We start from the raw sequence: 17,544 nt of genomic DNA on the forward strand, positions 1-17,544 counted from the left end.
GATGAAAATATCGATCGTCACGATTTCGTTCAATCAAGCAAAATATCTGCGTCACTGCATTGACTCTATTTTGGCGCAAACGGACTGCGAGCTTGAATATATCGTGGTCGATCCTGGCAGCACAGACGGTAGCCGCGCGCTGATTGAATCCTATGGTGATCGCATTGTGCGAGTATTTGAACGCGACAATGGCCCTGCGGATGGATTGAATAAAGGGTTCGCCGTGGCGACGGGCGATATCTATGGCTTTATCAACTCTGACGATTATTTATTGCCCGGGGCGCTCAAGCAGATCACACAGTTTTTTTTGCAGCATCCCGGTCAGGTCTTTGTGACCGGAGGGGGTTACACAGAAAATGGCTCGGCGCAACGAACCCCCATTTATCCAAGCGCCCTCACCTCATTTTCCATGCTTAATCGTTCAGCGGTGATGTTTCAGCAGACGACGTTTTTCCCCGCCGTGCTTTATCAACAGGTGGGTGGATTCAACACCAACAACACGACTTGCTGGGATTATGAGTTGTTTTTAAACTTCCTCATCAAGGGGGCACGGCACGAGGTGTTGAAAGAAGACCTTGCGGTTTTTCGTCTCTACGAAGGGTCGATATCAGGATCTGGTCGTTTAGAAGAGCAGTACTTTAAAGACCTAGACCATTTATTTTTAAAACATGTCGGCAGACGGCGAGGCTGGTTCGACCGCGTTCTGACAGGGCTGCTGAGAATTCAGCGCAAACTGATCCGAGGGCATTAATGCTGGCTGCGACAGTCAACGCGCTCGCGAGTTTCACTGAAATCACCGCACTGGTTGCGGTGTTAATCCCGACTTTGGCGGGTTGGGGGCAATTTGCCTTTCGACTGTACGGGGTTCAGTCTCCTTCAAGACTGAGCACCTCATCCATGTGGCTGGGGTTTGCAGTCATCCTCGCGCTGGTTGAACTGATTCATTTTTTCAGACCGATTGACTGGGTCATCAGCCTTCTCGTGGCGAGTATCGGGTGCAGTAGTTTTTTTCGAGGTTTCATTCAATCCGAATATGCAACCTGTCGAGCGATTGCTGACTTTTTGCGGCGCCATTGGTTATACGTGCTGGTTGGGTTGTTTTTTACCGTGATTTGGGCTTTTCGCGCGATGCAAACGCCCGGCAATTTTGATTCTGGTCTCTATCATTTCGGTTCAATCAAATGGCTCAACGAAGCGCCACTGATCCCGGGGCTCGCAAATGTACACATGCGCTTTGGTTTTAATCAAAGTTACTTTGGCTTCTTGGCGCTGTGCAATATGGCGCCTTTATGGAACAAAGGCTATGCGACGGGTGGGTTCTTCTTGCTGATTCTCACCTGCGCGACATTGATCGAAGTTGGCATGGCTCAATCAAAGCGGTGGCGTTACGTCTTCTGGCCCTGCCTGTTTGTCTACATCACCACGAGCGCGTCGGTTGTTGAAAATCCCAGCCCTGATATCGCTGTTTATCTGATTGAGATCCCTATTTTTGTCTTTTTGTTCAGGCTATTGCAGGCAAACAACCGAAGCCAGTGTGCGCAGGATGCCGTGGTTGTGATGTCGCTTTGTGCGGCAGCGTTAACGATCAAACTCAGTACGGTCGTGTTTGCAAGCACGTGTGGCCTGTTTGCGCTGATCTTGTGTTGTCAATACCGTTACCTCGCACGGTTGACCTGGTGCGTGCTCTTGTCGACGCTGGTATTGATTGTGGTCACTCACCTGTTACGTAGCGTGCTGCTGTCAGGGGCCCCGTTCTTTCCGAGCCCGCTGTTGGGCCAATGGGGGTTGCCCTGGGCGGTTAAGCCCGGTGTGGCGCAATACGAGTCGCTCATCATTTACAGTTGGGCGAGAACGCCTGGGGTGCTGACGCCCTATAGCGTGCTTCGCAGTTGGGATTGGCTTGAGCCTTGGTTTCACGGACTGACGCGGCTTACCCGTCTGACCTTTGGTGTGGCAGTGCTGTTTGGCGGTCTGAATCTTGTCTCTTTAATCAGAAGATCACATAACAACGCTATCACGGCAACCTACTGGTTATATGTACCCTTGGTCAGCGCCTTGGTATTCTGGTTTTTTACCGCCCCAGACCCCCGTTTTCTTGGCGCCATATTGCCGTTGTTGCTGACCTTGGGTGCGTGGCAGTTTGCCCTGAATCAGTGGGGCCACTATGGCGACACCTTCTTACTGCGCCTGTTCAAACATCCCGCGACCAATCGGGTCTTGTTGGTGGTGGTAGGCGTTGTGATGTTAAAGCTAAGTGGGATCACGACCACGCGTTTTACCGGGTGGCACACAATCCCGAATGCAGCGATCACTCAGCGACGAACAGACTACGGCTTAGACGTGAATATTGCCAAATCCTATGGCCCTTGTTGGTCTGCGCCGTTGCCGTGTTCACCTTATTTTGATGGTAACTTGCACAAGGTGCTGATGATACTGCCCCACATGTCGATACCCTTGGGTGGCAGGTACTACTTCTCCGTCATCCCTAAATAAACATCACTCAGTATTAGATCAACGTTCATGACCCTGCTGACGGTACCGCTCAGAAAGCTCAATAGCGCACGGGTGCGAGCCAGGCGCCGGGTGCAATCGTCGCGTGCGCGGGTGGTCGCTGTGCTGGTCAGTTGGTTGACTGAAAGGTTCTGGCTCATTGACAAGTGGCCAGTAAAGAAGGCAGCGCAGGGGTCTGTTGTGCTGGTGAGGCTCGATCTGGTGGGTGATTTTGTGATTTGGCTGGATTCAGCCCAAGCCTATCGGATGCTCTATCCAAACCAGAGAATGGTGCTCTATGCCAACTCGATTTGGGCAGATTTGGCGAAAAACTTCGACTGTTGGGATGAGGTGATTGCCGTCGATGTACCGAGGCTCAGGTCCCACGACGGGTATCGGTTGAAACAGTTGATTAAGCTGCGCAGACGTGGGTTTTCAGTGGCGATTCAACCGACTTACTCGAGAGAGTACGTAGCCGACCTGTGTGTCAGAGCAACCAATGCCCCCGAGCGTATTGGGCACCTGGGCAATTTGAGCAATATCGCCCCTGACAAAAAACAAGTGTCAGATCGTTGGTACACCCAACTGGTGGATTTGGGCCAACAGGCGATCGTTGAGCTCAATCTGAATGCCGCGTTTGTTCGAGCCCTTGGGCACAGCTCGTTTAAAAGTACCTTGCCGCGTATCGATCAACGCCATGTGCTGCCGCGTGAACTTCAGATTGCTGAGGCGTATTTTGTCGTCGTCCCAGGGGCGTCGTGGGCCCTCAGACGATGGCCAGCGGCCCACTTTGCAGCGACCGCCCAAACGATTTGTCAGCAGCTAGGGTTGACAATGGTTTTGTGTGGCACAGGGGCAGAAAGCCAGCTCTGCGACGACGTTGAACAGTTGGCGCAAGTGCCAACCATCAATTTGGCTGGGCGAACTACCGTAAATGAACTGGTTGAAGTGATACGGGGTGCGAAACTGTTGATCGCCAACGAATCAGCTGCCATTCACCTTGCGACGGCTGCCCAGACCCCGTCTGTTTGTATTTTTGGGGGCGGCCACTTTGGGCGTTTCTTGCCATATTCACCCGAGCGAGAGACAGAAAGGCCGAAACCGACGGTCATGTTTCAAAAACTGGACTGCTACGGCTGCAATTGGCATTGCAAATTCTTGACAACTGATGTGCAAACCGTCCCCTGTATTGCGGCTGTTGATCCTGCTGCGGTGGCAAGTGCCTGCCTGAAGCTGGCCACGGCTTGGTAGTAAACTGTCGGCTCGACAACGCTGACGCTTTCATGAAAATTCTAGTTACTGGCTCTGCAGGATTTATTGGGGCAGCTCTTACCCATGCGTTACTGCAACGAGGGGATACGGTGGTCGGCATTGATAATCACAATGACTATTACGATCCCGCCCTCAAAGACGCGCGTATTCAACGGTTTATCCAGCATCCGAATTACACCCATATTCGAATGGATATTGCCAATCGTGATGACATGGCCCGTCTGTTTGAGGTGCAAAAACCGACCAAGGTCGTCAATCTAGCCGCGCAGGCAGGGGTAAGATATTCTCTCGAAAATCCTCAGGCGTATATTGATTCAAATATTGTTGGGTTTGCCAATGTATTAGAGGGTTGTCGCCAGGCCCAAGTTGAACATCTTGTTTATGCCAGTTCTTCAAGCGTTTATGGCGCGAATACAAGCTATCCGTTTTCAGTTGATCAAAACGTCGATCATCCGTTGAGTCTTTACGCAGCCACGAAAAAATCGAATGAACTGATGGCCCACTCGTATAGCCATCTGTACGGGTTGCCAACCACTGGCCTTCGTTTTTTTACCGTGTACGGCCCTTGGGGTCGGCCTGACATGGCATTGTTTAAGTTTGCTCAGGCTATTCTCGAAGATAGGCCAATTCAGATTTATAACCATGGAAATCATAGAAGAGATTTCACTTATATCGACGACATTGTGCTCGGAGCGTTGAACGTTTTAGATCACCCCGCGTCACCCGATCCCGCATGGAGCGGTGTGACGCCAACCCCTAATTCAAGTGAAGCACCCTACAAAATCTACAATATTGGAAGTGGGGCCGCTGTAACACTGATGGAATATATTGAAGCGCTCGAGACTGCTCTTGGCAAAACTGCAAAAAAAGAATGGTTGACTGTACAGCCAGGGGATGTACCTGCCACGCATTCGGATATTACTGAATTGACTAAAAAGTTTGGTTTTTTCCCATCTACTAAGGTGCAGGATGGGGTAGCTGCATTTGTAGCTTGGTACTTGCAGTATCGAACTACTCGATAAGGGACGCCTACATAAATTCGTATGGATACAAAATAGCTTCACCGTGCAACATATGTAAAGTCTCAAACCTTGAGATTTCTTAAATCGAACCAACAGCATGTTATTTAAACCTAAAGCTTTAGATTTATTAATTCAAGTATGGCAACATCTTTCGCGGAGGCGGCGATTCCAAATCTATTTGCTTCTGTTTTTAATGTTGATTGTGTCTGTAGCGGAGGTGATCAGTATAGGTACCGTAGTACCTTTTTTAACCATACTCGCAACACCGAAAAATCTTACTGAATTTCAGCTATTGCAACCCATATTTAACCAATTTGCTTTTCTTAAGTTCGAGAGTTTGTTACTGCCAATAACATTGTTATTTATTTTCTTCGCGATTCTCTCTGCGACCTTACGATTAATACTTTTGTTTGTGCAAACTAAATTGAGTTATGCAATTGGTGCAGAGTTTAGCGTTGAAATATATAAAAGAACGCTTTACCAACCTTACGAAGTTCACTTGAATCAAAATAGTAGTGAATTCATATCTGGCATTACTCTAAAGGTGAATAATATAATTTCTAACGCCGTAAATCCAACTCTACTACTAGTTAGTTCTGGACTTATGTTGACCGCTATTACAGCAGCGTTAATTTGTATTGAGCCAAAAGCGACCGTGGCAGTGTTTGGATTCTTTGCAATTATTTATATGCTCGTGTACGGCATGACCAAAAAAAGCCTTTTAGATAACGGAATTAGAGTTAGTACAGAACAAACTAAAGTTATCAAAGCAGTTCAAGAAGGGCTCGGCGGTATCAGAGACGTTTTATTAGATGGTTCGCAAACTATCTTTACAAATCTTTATAGCAACGCTGATCACAAACTTCGACACGCCCAGGCCACCATTTTTGTCATTGGAAATTGCCCTAGATTTATTATTGAAGCATTTGGTGTCGTTTCGATAGCTGTGATTGCCTACCTTCTGTCTACGGGATCAAATGGGTTTGGCGCAGCTCTACCAGTACTGGGAGTCATCGCGCTGAGTGCTCAACGATTGCTACCTTTGTTGCAAAATGCTTACGCGAGTTGGGCGTCAGTGCAGGGTGGTCTGGGCACGCTGGCTGACGCAATGAGTTTACTTAAGCAGCCTTTACCTAATTACGTGGATCAGCCATTAAAAAAGCTTACATATGAACGAAATATTGTATTAAGTTCAGTTTATTTTCGTTATCAATCGAGTGCTGATTGGGTATTAGAAAATCTTTGTTTAACTATTCCCAAAGGTTCACGGTTGGGGATTATAGGGCCAACTGGCGGCGGGAAAAGCACGCTATTGGACCTCTTGATGGGGTTGCTTTCAACTACACGAGGACATCTATCGGTTGATGGCAAAATTATCGACGAAGAATATAGAAGATCCTGGCAGTCTTTAATTGCCCATGTGCCACAGAACATTTTTCTGGCTGACTTAACAATTGCGGAAAATATCGCCTTTGGCACCCCAAGGGTTTTGATTGATTTTGATCGCATGAAAATGGCTGCTTCACAGGCAGAACTCGTCGAAACAATAGAAAGTTGGCCTCTCAAATATGACACAGTAGTTGGCGAGCGAGGTGTGAGACTATCTGGTGGACAGAGGCAAAGGATCGGCATTGCCCGGGCACTATATAAGCAAGCGAAGGTTATTATTTTTGATGAGGCCACGAGCGCTCTTGATTTTGAAACCGAAGAGTCTATTATTCGCTCAATAGATGCCTTGGCAAAAGACATCACTATCATCACTGTAGCTCATAGATTGACCACTCTTCGCCACTCCGATATGATTGTGAAGATATCTGACAGAAAATGTCTTGTCCAGGGAACATACGAAGATGTGACCAACACCGTCTCTTGAAAGTCGTCCGAGGGAAACTCTGAAAAGCCTCGAGATTTACGAACTTCGAGACCGAATTGTTGTCTGATAGATATTGCCAGAACCTGACTGATTGAATCGACATGAGCCAACTTGGATTTTTCCGATGCAGAGTTCGTTGCCAAGCGCAAGCAGACGCGGCGCGAGAAGTTTCTCACCGAGATGGACCAGGTGATTCCCTGGTCTCGTCTGACGGTGTTGATTGAGTCCACGTATCCCAAGGGCAAAGGCGGACGCCCGCCGTATCCACTTGAGAAGATGCTGCGCATTCACTTCATGCAGCAGTGGTTTGCACTGAGCGATCCGGCGATGGAAGAATCGTTGTACGACAGTCAATCGATGAGGCAGTTTGCGGGGTTGTCGTTGACACGCGGCAGCCTGCCGGACGAGACCACGATCCTGAACTTTCGTCATCTGCTTGAGCGCAACGACCTGGCCACGCGATTGATGTCCGAGGTCAACGCGATGCTCGGGGAGCGCGATCCGGACATGCATCAGACCAAGAAGGGCAACAACTGGCACTTCGGGATGAAGGCGCATGCTTTGTTGCACGGCGAGGAAGATGCGGTCTTTGGTGATTCTGGGTATCTTGGCGCCGACAAGCGAGTTGAGAATGATGGTTGCAAGGCGCAATGGCACGTGGCGATGAAGCCGAGTCAACGGCGCGCGATTGCCAATAAAGGTATTGGAAAGTCCGTTGAGCGCATTGAGAAATTGAAGGTCAGCGTCCGTGCCAAAGTCGAGCATCAGTTCCGGTTGATCAAATGCCAGTTTGGGTACCGCAAGGTGCGGTACCGCGGACTGGTCAAGAACACGGCACAGATTGTGACGCTGTTTGCGTTGAGTAACTTGTGGATGGTACGGCGACGGTTGATGAGCGCGACAGGATAGGTGCCGTCCGAAATGGGCGCACAACCCCTGAAAGGGGTGGGTTTGGAGCGAAATCGCCTAAAAAATGATCGTTTACCGTCATCGTGATCGCAAATTTTTAATACCCGACGTTTGCAGTGAAAATTATTTCGTTCAAACGCCGTTATTCAGATGTTCCCTCTAGAATCTTCATAAATGCTGATTTATTGAGAAACAACCAAGGTGGGCTAAAGATGATTTCTAATGACCCTTTCCGATATTCCAGTCTTACAAATGAACTCATATGTTTCAGCGAATAAATTGGGTTGGTGTGGTCGTTATAGTCACCCTTATTGCGAGTGGTGGAGCTTCCATATGGCAAGGTACTTATAGCATTGACCCTCATCACTGGGGATTAATGTTAAGTAATGCCAAAGATTTATATGATGGTCGATTGCCTTACAAGGATATATTCATCCAGTATGGGTTTGGTACAACTTTAATACATGCATTTGCCTTCTCAATTAATCAGAGCTTGCAGTCAATACTTATCATTACTGTGGTTTTTTATTGCTCGGGCTTGTGGTTAATTTACAAAATCAGCCTTCTCGTCAGTGGCAATCGTGTTTGGTCTATGTGCGTATTTTTGACTTGTGTAGGCCTTCATCCAATTGTTGTTTATCCTTGGTCAAATTACTTAGCATTTCCTCTTATTGCTTTTGGATTATATAACTTACTCATCAGTCCATCTAGTAATATACGGTCCGTTCTCACAGGACTATCATTTGGCATAGCTGTTTTAATAAGAGAAGGTCTTGCACCTGCGTTATTATTAATTTGTATTTTTAATTTTTTATCCTATGCTTATTTAGAAAAAAAATATAAATTCAGATTAAATAATTTTATATTTAATTCTATTGGTTTTTTTACGCCAATAATTTTATTTATTTGTTTTTTATATCTCAATAATTTATTGAGTTATTGGTTGATCTATGCTTGGGATCTGCCTAGGGTTTATATTAAATGGTGGCCCCACATGTCTGGCCCACATCTTTTTGACAAGCTGATGGCAACTATTTGGATTAATTCCAAAGAGCTCATTGTTAATTGGATTGTATTAGGGCTGTCATTAATCTGTTCTGTGAGCGTAATACTCAGGTTTTTGATTCAACCGCGAGCCGTTAACTTTTCAGTTCTACAAATTTCAATTGCAGCGTGTCTTTTGACGAGTAGTGCGTTACACAGTCCAGAGGTGTTTCGGCTGGCAACCGGTAGCTCAATTGCGATCATTGTTTTTTACCATCTGTTGAGCAAAATAAATTTGCAGATGATAATTTTTTCTGTAGTCGGTACGTTGTTAGCTTGCAATATTTCAAGTGAAGCTTCAGGGAATAATTTTTTTCCAGGCAACGATATTAGGCTAAGTGCAGTGCAGGTAGATACGCCCTCAATATTTCAGAATCAAAAATGGAGTGCAGAAATACGGAATTATTACTATCGGATTGCCACCGACTTAAAGGATTTAAATCAGCGAGAGTGTAAGATTAACTACCATCAAAATCAGACTAAAGACACATTTTTAAGTGTTCTGAGTCCTTTTAAAAACTATTCTCTTTCACCTTTTCTGCCTGAAGAAGATTGGCTGCCGCTCAGGCCCGATATTATACCGGTTGAAGAAAAAACATCTGATATGGACATGATTTTGTTCCGCATGTTTTCCGTAGATGAGGTGGCCAATATTCATCCACCATCTGGCTATTTTATTTTCAAAAAATATCGAACACCTGAGATGATATTCATCCCGTCTCATTCGTCTCTATTGATATTTGTCCCCACGACTTGCCATACACCTGCCGATCAGTAGTTTGGGCATATGAAGTAGAATTTGTCGTTAAATTTTGGTGCAGTTCGTGAGGTATATAGAGAACTGAACTATTTTTGTGGTTTGATCAACGATCACTATCTCGTTACTAACTCTTTGATGGACGAGCGATAATGACAATAGAGGTAATTAAACCGTCGAAACTAACTGCTGAAACATTTAGGAGAGCGAAGCTTCGTCTTTTAAAAATGCATTATGACGCCGGGGTAGGCCACATCGGTGGTAATTTATCTGTGTTGGATGCATTGATCCTCATCTTTATTGAGTACGTTCAGGAAGAAGCGAAAGTTGTCCTATCTAAAGGGCACGCTGCTGGGGCTTTGTATATAGCGCTTTGGACCGTAGGGTTAGTTGGAGATGAAGACTTGAATACGTTTCATCTTGATGGGACGCGACTGCCGGGGCATCCTCCGTCAACTGGATTGCCGAACATACCTTTTGCAACGGGTAGCTTAGGCCATGGTCTATCCCTCGCCTGTGGTCTAGCGCTGGGGAAGAGGTTTGCCAACAAAACTGACCGGGTTTTTTGTATTACTTCTGACGGTGAATGGCAGGAGGGGTCAACTTGGGAGGCATTTATTTTTGCGTGCCACAACAGGCTAAATAACCTCACCGTTCTCATTGATAAGAACAATTTGCAAGGGTTTGGTTCAACTGATGAGGTTGCATCGATGGAGGCCCTCAGCAAAAGGATGGCAGGATTTGATGTAGAGATTTTTTGTATAAATGGACACGACCATCATGCTATTAGGGGCGCGTTAGAGAACTCGCGAAACAAATTCAGCATAATAGTTTTGGAGACGACAAAAGGTAACGGTATCAGTTTCATGGAAAATAAGATGGAGTGGCATTATCTTCCGTTGACCTCGAGTCAATACCAGCAAGCTGTCAGAGAGGTTGATGCATTTTGAGAACACAGCTTTGCGACGCGCTGATCCAGCACGCTGGTTTAAGCCGAACCATGGTATTCCTCACAGGAGATCTTGGATTTAAGGCCCTTGAACCCTTGAGGGATTGTTTGGGCGATCGATTTGTAAATGCCGGCATTGCTGAACAAAATATGGTGAGCGTATCTGCTGCCTTGGTTCACGAGGGCTTTGACGTATGGGTGTACAGCATCGCACCTTTTTGCTATGCACGCCCATTTGAACAAATACGTAACGACATATGTTTTCATAGTTTGCCGGTGAAACTGATTGGCAATGGGGGCGGATACGGCTATGGTGTCATGGGGCCAACTCATCATGCAATTGAAGACTATGGCGTTTTATTGACACTACCTGGGATGGGAGTGTTTGTCCCTGCCTTTGATGAAGATTTAGTTTCTGTAATTCCTTTGGTAGGACAAAGGCGCGCTCCAAGCTACCTGCGATTGGGACGGGGGGAGCTGCCCAAAGGGTATCCGGTGCCACTGTATTCGGCGTGGAGACAGTTAACCGAAGGGGACGGACCTGTAGTTATAGTAGTTGGCCCTTTAGTTGGTGTTTATTGGTCGGCTATTCAAGCCGCCCCATGGAAGGTTCGGGCGAATTTATGGGTCGTTTGTCAGATGCCAATGTCAGAAAACCCAATGCCGCCAAAATTGCTTCATCAGTTGCAGCGAAAACGTGGTCTATGTGTTGTAGAAGAACATGTAGTTCGAGGTAGTTTCGGCGCTGAGATTGCCTTGTTCTTAGTTACAAATGGACTATCGGTAGGCAGGTTTAAACATATGCATGCGCAGTCCCATACATACGAAACTTATGGGTCTCAGACGTATTTACGCGCACTTTCTCTATTAGACTTAGATAGCTTATCGACCAACATTAATTCACTTATCGAGATAACGGGTGAACATTAATATCGAGAACATCAGATCCTTACACGGCCCAATACTTGTGCTTGGAGCATCTGGTTTTATTGGTGCCAATTTGTATCAAACAATTGCCCGTGAGCGTCAAGATGTGTATGCAGTCGTTAGGCGAGAAAAGTCATGGAGATTGAGTGACGTCTCAAATGAACAAATACTTCAAGTGGATATGCGCGATAGTTCTGCAGTACGGAACCTAATCGATAACATTCGTCCGAAGACAGTATTTGACTGTATTGCTTACGGTGCTTACTCCTTTGAAAACGAGCTTGGTAATATTTATGAAACCAATTTCCAAAGTTTAGTTCATCTAGTTGAAGCTCTTGTCGATACAGAAATTGTGGCTTTTATTCATGCAGGTAGTTCATCTGAGTATGGCACAAATGCCAGCTTCGCCAATGAAAATGCTTTTTGTGATCCAAACAGTCATTACTCGGTGTCGAAAATTGCAGCTGCGAACTATCTCAGGTTTGTTGGGAAGCACAAAAAATTCCCTGCCGTGCATTTGAGACTCTACTCTGTATACGGGGCGTTAGAAGATACAGCAAGACTAATACCATCTCTTTTAAATTCAGCAATTAACGGAATTCTCCCGCCTTTCGTTCGGGGGGACGTTTCTCGTGACTTTGTTCACGTATCAGATGTCTGTTGCGCATTTGTTACGGCAGCTATAAAAATTTCGCCTGCTATATACGGGGAAATATTTAATGTCTGTACTGGACAAAAGACGACGATTGCAGAATTGGTTGCGCTTGTGTGTAATGAGTTTGAGGTTCAGGAAGATCCGCAGTTTGGCTCTATGGATGATCGCAGTTGGGATGTCAGTGACTGGTATGGTGATCCCCGTAAGATTCAACAGCAACTTAATTGGACTGCAGATATTGATTTGCTAAGTGGGCTTAGGCTGACTGCGGATTGGATCCGGTCGCTATCTGCAGATTCATACAAAGCCTTTACAAAATCAAATTTCGCTCTCTCTGAATTTAGTGTTAGTGCGATTATTGCTTGTTACAAAGATGAGCAAGCAATCCCCCACATGTATCGACGGTTGACAGAAACTTTTCAACGAATTGGAGTAGATTACGAAATAATTTTTGTAAATGATTGCAGTCCTGACAATAGTGCGGCAATCATCGAGTCTATTTCTGCTAACGATCAAAAAGTGATTGGGATTTGCCACTCTCGAAACTTTGGATCTCAAATGGCTTTTCGGAGTGGGATGGAGCTTTCGACAAAGGCTAGTGTTGTTTTGTTAGATGGAGATTTGCAAGACCCGCCAGAATTGATTGAGGCTTTCCATAAACAATGGGTGGCGGGATTTGACGTGGTATACGGCAGACGTGTCAAGCGAGAGATGGTGTGGTTCCAAGGCTTAATGTACAAGGCGTTTTATCGTATTTTCGCTATTTTTAGTTATGTCCAAATACCTCATGACGCCGGTGATTTTTCGCTTATGAGTAGAAGAGTAGTCGGATGGCTGTTAACCTGCACAGAGCGCGATCTCTTCATGCGTGGGTTGCGCGCATATGTCGGGTTTAAGCAAACTGGCGTAGATTATTTGCGGCCAGAAAGGATGTTTGGCCGATCTACCAATAACTTTTTGAAAAATTTAGATTGGGCAAAAAAAGGTATTTTTTCCTTCAGCAACACACCTTTAAGCATCTTAACAACATTAGGCTTTGCGTTGTTCGTCATCTCCGTGCTAATGGCGATACTTGTTGCACTCCTTAAGCTATTCATCCCGGATGTTGCACCCAGAGGAATAACGACGTTACTGATAAGTGTGCTACTTTTCGGATCATTAAACCTATTTGCGATTGGTATTTTGGGTGAATACGTCGCTAAGATTCTCACGGAAGTTAAAGGCAGACCGCGATTAATACGCAGTGCGTTAATACGATATGGCAAAACTTCGGAGCTTCTGCCCGACAGTAGAAAACGCTAATTTATGCAAGATTCACTGACAAAGTTTTACGGAATTCACGATGTCTCGCTCATGCCCAGTTTGTCAATCAGATGTTTCAAAAGCGCAAACTTTCGTAGAAGAAAATATTGACTTGACTAAGTACTCTGGCTACAGCTTTTCATCTAGGAAGCGGCCTGAGTATATGTGTCATCACATGGCGAGATGCTCAATATGTGATGTTGTCTATACTGATAATCCGCCACGTGAAGGTGAACTATGCGAAGCCTATCATCGGGCAAGTTACGATAGCGCAGGGGAAGCTAAAGATGCCGCTGATGCCTATATTAAAGCGATTGCGCCTGTTTTGCATAATCTTAAAACCAAAGAAACCGCGTTAGAAATAGGTACAGGCACAGGCGTGTTTTTACTTGGTTTAAAAAAACTTGGCTTTGACTCTTTGATTGGCGTGGAGCCTTCCACGAGTGCTATCCAAGCAGCGCCAATTGCTTGTGCGGATTGGATACAGGAGGGTATGTTTAATCCTGATGATTTCGAACACAATAGTTTCGACCTTGTCTGTTGCTTCATGACAATGGAGCATGTGTTGGACCCTGCATGGATTATGAGTTCTGTGATGAAATTATTGCGACCAGGCGGAGCATTCGTGACCGTAACGCATGATTACCGTAGTCCAATAAACCGTATGTTGGGCAAACGATCTCCGATCATAGATATCGAGCATTTGCAAATTTTCTCCGCTCAATCTATTAAAGAGTTGTTTTTGAGAGGTGGCTATAGCGATATTTACGTCGCGAGCTTTAAGAACACCTATTCATTAAAATATTGGCTCCGATTGTGCCCAATTCCAGAGTTCGCTAAGCGGATGTTAGAACATCCGAAACTTAGCAAGCCGCTTAACTCTATAAAACTAAGTTTCAACGTGGGCAATACGCTTGCAGCAGGCTATAAACCCAAATGTAATTGAAAACGCTCGTCATTAAATGGATGTGGTCGTTGCTTCAAAGGACTAATACACCTTGATAGCGAAAGGATTGGTCAAATACGGCATTGTTTTTTCGCCCATCACCCTCTTGGCAGATCAGAACAACTTATAAATTTCAAGGATTCAGTTACTAATGACCGATTTCATCATTCCAAATCAGCAGTTTGCTAAAGAAAAACTCCGCAAGCGAATATTGTCGCTGGTTGGAGAATATGCAGCCATTGAGTTCGCCTCTCAGGTCTTCGTGCCCGGGCAGACCGCGGTGCCGCCATCGGGCAAACTCATAGGGTCGGAAGAGTTGGGTAATATGGTCGAAGCGTCACTAGATGGGTGGTTAACAACAGGGCGGTTTAACAAACTATTTGAACAGAAACTAGCAGACTTCATAGGTGTTGAACACGTAATAACAGTGAACTCTGGATCGTCTGCAAATCTAGTCGCATTCTCTACTTTGACTTCCCCAAAGCTGGGCGACCGTGCTATCCAAAAAGGCGATGAGGTTATTACTGTGGCTGCAGGTTTTCCAACTACAGTTAATCCTATATTGCAGTTTGGAGCGGTGCCCGTGTTTGTCGATGTCGATTCATTGACTCACAACATTGACGTTTCCAAAATTGAAGTTGCGATCAGCTCTAAAACAAAAGCAATAATGCTTGCACACTCGTTGGGTAATCCGTTTAATTTGGAAGTTGTTACAGCGATTTGCAAGAAATATCAGCTGTGGCTAGTTGAAGACTGTTGCGACGCTCTCGGATCTAAATACAACGATCAAATGGTGGGCACCTTTGGTGACATTGGTACATTAAGTTTTTATCCCGCACATCACATCACGATGGGAGAAGGGGGTGCAGTTTTTACTAATAACTTACAGCTGAAAAAAATTGCTGAAAGTTTTCGTGATTGGGGACGTGATTGCTATTGCCCACCTGGCAAAGACAACACATGTGGTAAGCGTTTTACTTGGCAGTTGGGCGAATTGCCTTGTGGGTATGATCACAAATATACATACAGCCATCTTGGTTACAACCTAAAAATTACTGATATGCAAGCAGCATGTGGGTTAGCTCAGTTGGAAAAAGCCCCCTTATTTATCCAGGCGCGTAAGAATAATTTTAAATTTCTAAAGCAACGTCTAAGCAGTTGTACAGAATTTTTGACTTTGCCAGAGGCTACGTCTAATTCTGATCCATCATGGTTTGGATTTCCAATTACATTAAAAAATGATTGCCCTGTTTCACGTTTAGATTTGGTTACCTACTTGGACCAACATAAAATTGGCACACGGCTTTTGTTCGCTGGTAACTTGGTCAGACAGCCATATATGGTTAATGCTGCATTTCGCGTGAGCGGTGATTTACAGAATACTGACAACGTTATGAACAATACCTTTTGGCTTGGAGTACAACCATCGCTGACAGAGCAAATGTTGAATTACGTAGCTTTAAAAATTGAAGAGTTTCTAGGCGTAAACTTCAATTGAACATGATCAAAGAAAAAGTATTCAACATATGACATTGAAAACCTACGTACGTAATAGCTACCTGTATCGCTTATTTCGCTTTGTAAGTGACGTTATGGCGTGGGCTAAACGCCGCTTTTATGCCCCGAGCCCTCATTTCATTAAACAAGCTTGTGTCATTAGAAATGGCTTCCCGCGAGCGGTTTGGGTAGAGACAGGCACGTATCTGGGGCAAACGACAGAAGTCCTTGCGAGACATGCTACAAAAGTCTACAGCATCGAGCCAGAACCCACTTTATATGCGAATGCTAAAGATTATTTTTCAAAATTTGAGAACGTTGAAATATTGGGCGGAACAAGTGAGCAAGTTTTGCCAAGTTTATTGCCTAGAATCAATGGAGACGTAAATTTCTGGCTTGATGGACATTATTCTGCAGGAATCACTTTCAAGGGACCAAAGGACACTCCCATTATGGAAGAGTTAAAATGCATTTCTGAAAATATTACCCATTTTCACAAAGTCTGTGTGCTAGTCGATGACGTTAGATGTTTTAACCCTCGACAAAAGGAATATTCAACATATCCTTCTCTAGACGTATTAGTAGGCTGGGCAAAGGAAAATAATTTGGTCTGGCATATAGAGCACGACATCTTTGTAGCAAAGAATGGTTCGATCTCGGCTGCCATTTGAACGAATCCATCGCGCAATCAGTGATATCCCAATTTTTTCAGAGTATTTTTTAGAAACCGAAAATGCCATTAATAATTAATCGCATCGTATAAACGAAATATTTAAAAATACATAAAACACCGAAGTAATGAATCGACTTAAGGACAGAAAATGCTTCGGCAAATTAATAATTATTTGTTGATAATATTTCGATTAATTGCCCCACCATTTTTACGAATTTTAGCCAAAAAGATTCGTTTATATGTAAAGAAATATCACGGGCAGTGGGAAATTGATAAAAAAATTGAAAAATATTTAAACTATGACAATGGCTATTACGTTGAATTGGGGGCCGTCGATGGCATCGGCCTCTCAAACACTCTATATTTTGAATCGCGACGTCGTTGGTCTGGTTTACTCATCGAGCCTGCGCCTAATAACTATTTGAAATGTGTTGAAAATCGAGGAGCGAAAAACGTAGTTCTTTGTGCGGCATGTACTTCATTTGGTTATCCCGAAAAGTTCGTTGAAATGATCTATTCACATTACATGTCAACTCCGGTTGGACTTGAGTCGGATATTGTTGACCCTGACGCTCACGCAAACAGCGGTATCAAAGAACTGGCTACGCCTAAAGAGAGGCTTTTCCGTTTCGGTGCGATAGCGAAGACTCTAAATGCGCTTCTAGTTGAAGCCAATGCGCCAAAGAAAATCGATTTCCTGTCGTTGGATGTCGAAGGCGCCGAAATTGAGGTGCTGAAAGGTGTCGATCACAGCGAATATAGATTTAAATTAATGTGCATTGAAAGCCGCGATAAGGAAAAGCTCACCAATTACCTGAGCGACTTGAACTATAGCTACGTAGAACAAATCAGTCCCCTAGACCACATATTTATGGCGAATGATTTTTAATTTGAATCGCTACGGTAGTCAATTTCCTATCAACGAATGGCAAGATTTTCTCAAAGAGCACAGCCTGGTTGCCAGCATGAGTCGGCGAGGCAATTGCCATGATAACGCTGTGGTGGAGAGTTTTTTCAGTTGCTCAAACGAGAGCGCGTGCGTTGTCTATGCAAACCGGGATGAGGCTAGGCGAGATATATTTGATTACATCGACGTGTTTTATAACCGGATACGTCGGTGCAGTCATAACGACGGGCTGTCGCCGGTAAAATACGACGTTCAGTTTAATCAGAAGCTAGCAAGTGTCTAGGAAATTGGTAGCGATTCAATGAATGGCCTTGAAGGTAG

General features: G+C 44.9%; 14 protein-coding genes and 1 pseudogene. All 15 read left to right on the top strand.

What is annotated here, in order from left to right:
* Nucleotide 1 precedes the first annotated feature (1 nt).
* A complete protein-coding gene (locus tag AC1W8Y_RS07185; RefSeq protein WP_482013793.1) occupies nt 2-751 on the top strand; it encodes a glycosyltransferase family 2 protein in 750 nt (249 codons plus the stop codon).
* Nucleotides 751-2,493, top strand: coding sequence for an LIC_10190 family membrane protein (locus tag AC1W8Y_RS07190; protein ID WP_482013794.1), 1,743 nt, complete (start codon nt 751-753; stop codon nt 2,491-2,493). Before AC1W8Y_RS07185 ends, AC1W8Y_RS07190 begins: the two co-directional genes overlap by 1 nt.
* A gap of 27 nt (nt 2,494-2,520) precedes the next feature.
* On the top strand, nt 2,521-3,741 hold the full coding sequence (locus tag AC1W8Y_RS07195; RefSeq protein WP_482013795.1) for a glycosyltransferase family 9 protein: 1,221 nt from the start codon (nt 2,521-2,523) through the stop codon (nt 3,739-3,741).
* Nucleotides 3,742-3,773: 32 nt separating this feature from the next.
* Nucleotides 3,774-4,784, top strand: a complete 1,011-nt coding sequence (locus AC1W8Y_RS07200; protein WP_482013796.1) for an NAD-dependent epimerase — start codon at nt 3,774-3,776, stop codon at nt 4,782-4,784.
* A 97-nt stretch (nt 4,785-4,881) separates the two neighbouring features.
* The gene (locus AC1W8Y_RS07205) at nt 4,882-6,657 is read left to right on the top strand and encodes an ABC transporter ATP-binding protein (protein ID WP_482013797.1); all 1,776 of its coding nucleotides are present in this window, start codon (nt 4,882-4,884) and stop codon (nt 6,655-6,657) included.
* Nucleotides 6,658-6,768: 111 nt separating this feature from the next.
* Entirely contained in the window at nt 6,769-7,566 is a 798-nt protein-coding gene (locus tag AC1W8Y_RS07210) for an IS5 family transposase (RefSeq protein ID WP_482013798.1), read from the top strand.
* A 262-nt stretch (nt 7,567-7,828) separates the two neighbouring features.
* Nucleotides 7,829-9,388, top strand: coding sequence for a hypothetical protein (locus AC1W8Y_RS07215; protein WP_482013799.1), 1,560 nt, complete (start codon nt 7,829-7,831; stop codon nt 9,386-9,388).
* 131 nt (nt 9,389-9,519) lie between these two features.
* Nucleotides 9,520-10,317, top strand: coding sequence for a thiamine pyrophosphate-dependent enzyme (locus tag AC1W8Y_RS07220; RefSeq protein ID WP_482013800.1), 798 nt, complete (start codon nt 9,520-9,522; stop codon nt 10,315-10,317).
* Nucleotides 10,314-11,246 (top strand): transketolase family protein, encoded by a 933-nt coding sequence (locus AC1W8Y_RS07225; RefSeq protein WP_482013801.1) that lies wholly within the window; start codon nt 10,314-10,316, stop codon nt 11,244-11,246. Before AC1W8Y_RS07220 ends, AC1W8Y_RS07225 begins: the two co-directional genes overlap by 4 nt.
* Nucleotides 11,236-13,200, top strand: coding sequence for an NAD-dependent epimerase/dehydratase family protein (locus tag AC1W8Y_RS07230; RefSeq protein WP_482013802.1), 1,965 nt, complete (start codon nt 11,236-11,238; stop codon nt 13,198-13,200). The genes AC1W8Y_RS07225 and AC1W8Y_RS07230 overlap by 11 nt, the downstream gene beginning before the upstream one ends.
* Nucleotides 13,201-13,240: 40 nt before the next feature.
* A complete protein-coding gene (locus tag AC1W8Y_RS07235) occupies nt 13,241-14,146 on the top strand; it encodes a class I SAM-dependent methyltransferase (protein WP_482013803.1) in 906 nt (301 codons plus the stop codon).
* A 151-nt stretch (nt 14,147-14,297) separates the two neighbouring features.
* Entirely contained in the window at nt 14,298-15,644 is a 1,347-nt protein-coding gene (gene rfbH / locus AC1W8Y_RS07240) for a lipopolysaccharide biosynthesis protein RfbH (protein ID WP_482013804.1), read from the top strand.
* A 28-nt stretch (nt 15,645-15,672) separates the two neighbouring features.
* A complete protein-coding gene (locus AC1W8Y_RS07245) occupies nt 15,673-16,314 on the top strand; it encodes a class I SAM-dependent methyltransferase (RefSeq protein WP_482013805.1) in 642 nt (213 codons plus the stop codon).
* A gap of 150 nt (nt 16,315-16,464) precedes the next feature.
* Nucleotides 16,465-17,205, top strand: coding sequence for an FkbM family methyltransferase (locus tag AC1W8Y_RS07250; RefSeq protein ID WP_482013806.1), 741 nt, complete (start codon nt 16,465-16,467; stop codon nt 17,203-17,205).
* A gap of 13 nt (nt 17,206-17,218) precedes the next feature.
* Nucleotides 17,219-17,506 (top strand): annotated as a pseudogene (locus AC1W8Y_RS07255) (IS3 family transposase); the annotation flags it as partial.
* Between the last annotated feature and the right edge of the window lie 38 nt (nt 17,507-17,544).

The organism is Jezberella sp., from assembly GCF_964834465.1.

Bases quoted from the DNA above. Each gene is read 5' to 3' on its own strand.
- AC1W8Y_RS07185 (WP_482013793.1), top strand. From the start codon at position 2: ATGAAAATATCGATCGTCACGATTTCGTTCAATCAAGCAAAATATCTG.
- AC1W8Y_RS07190 (WP_482013794.1), top strand. From the start codon at position 751: ATGCTGGCTGCGACAGTCAACGCGCTCGCGAGTTTCACTGAAATCACC.
- AC1W8Y_RS07195 (WP_482013795.1), top strand. From the start codon at position 2,521: ATGACCCTGCTGACGGTACCGCTCAGAAAGCTCAATAGCGCACGGGTG.
- AC1W8Y_RS07200 (WP_482013796.1), top strand. From the start codon at position 3,774: ATGAAAATTCTAGTTACTGGCTCTGCAGGATTTATTGGGGCAGCTCTT.
- AC1W8Y_RS07205 (WP_482013797.1), top strand. From the start codon at position 4,882: ATGTTATTTAAACCTAAAGCTTTAGATTTATTAATTCAAGTATGGCAA.
- AC1W8Y_RS07215 (WP_482013799.1), top strand. From the start codon at position 7,829: ATGTTTCAGCGAATAAATTGGGTTGGTGTGGTCGTTATAGTCACCCTT.
- AC1W8Y_RS07220 (WP_482013800.1), top strand. From the start codon at position 9,520: ATGACAATAGAGGTAATTAAACCGTCGAAACTAACTGCTGAAACATTT.
- AC1W8Y_RS07235 (WP_482013803.1), top strand. From the start codon at position 13,241: ATGTCTCGCTCATGCCCAGTTTGTCAATCAGATGTTTCAAAAGCGCAA.
- rfbH (WP_482013804.1), top strand. From the start codon at position 14,298: ATGACCGATTTCATCATTCCAAATCAGCAGTTTGCTAAAGAAAAACTC.
- AC1W8Y_RS07245 (WP_482013805.1), top strand. From the start codon at position 15,673: ATGACATTGAAAACCTACGTACGTAATAGCTACCTGTATCGCTTATTT.
- AC1W8Y_RS07250 (WP_482013806.1), top strand. From the start codon at position 16,465: ATGCTTCGGCAAATTAATAATTATTTGTTGATAATATTTCGATTAATT.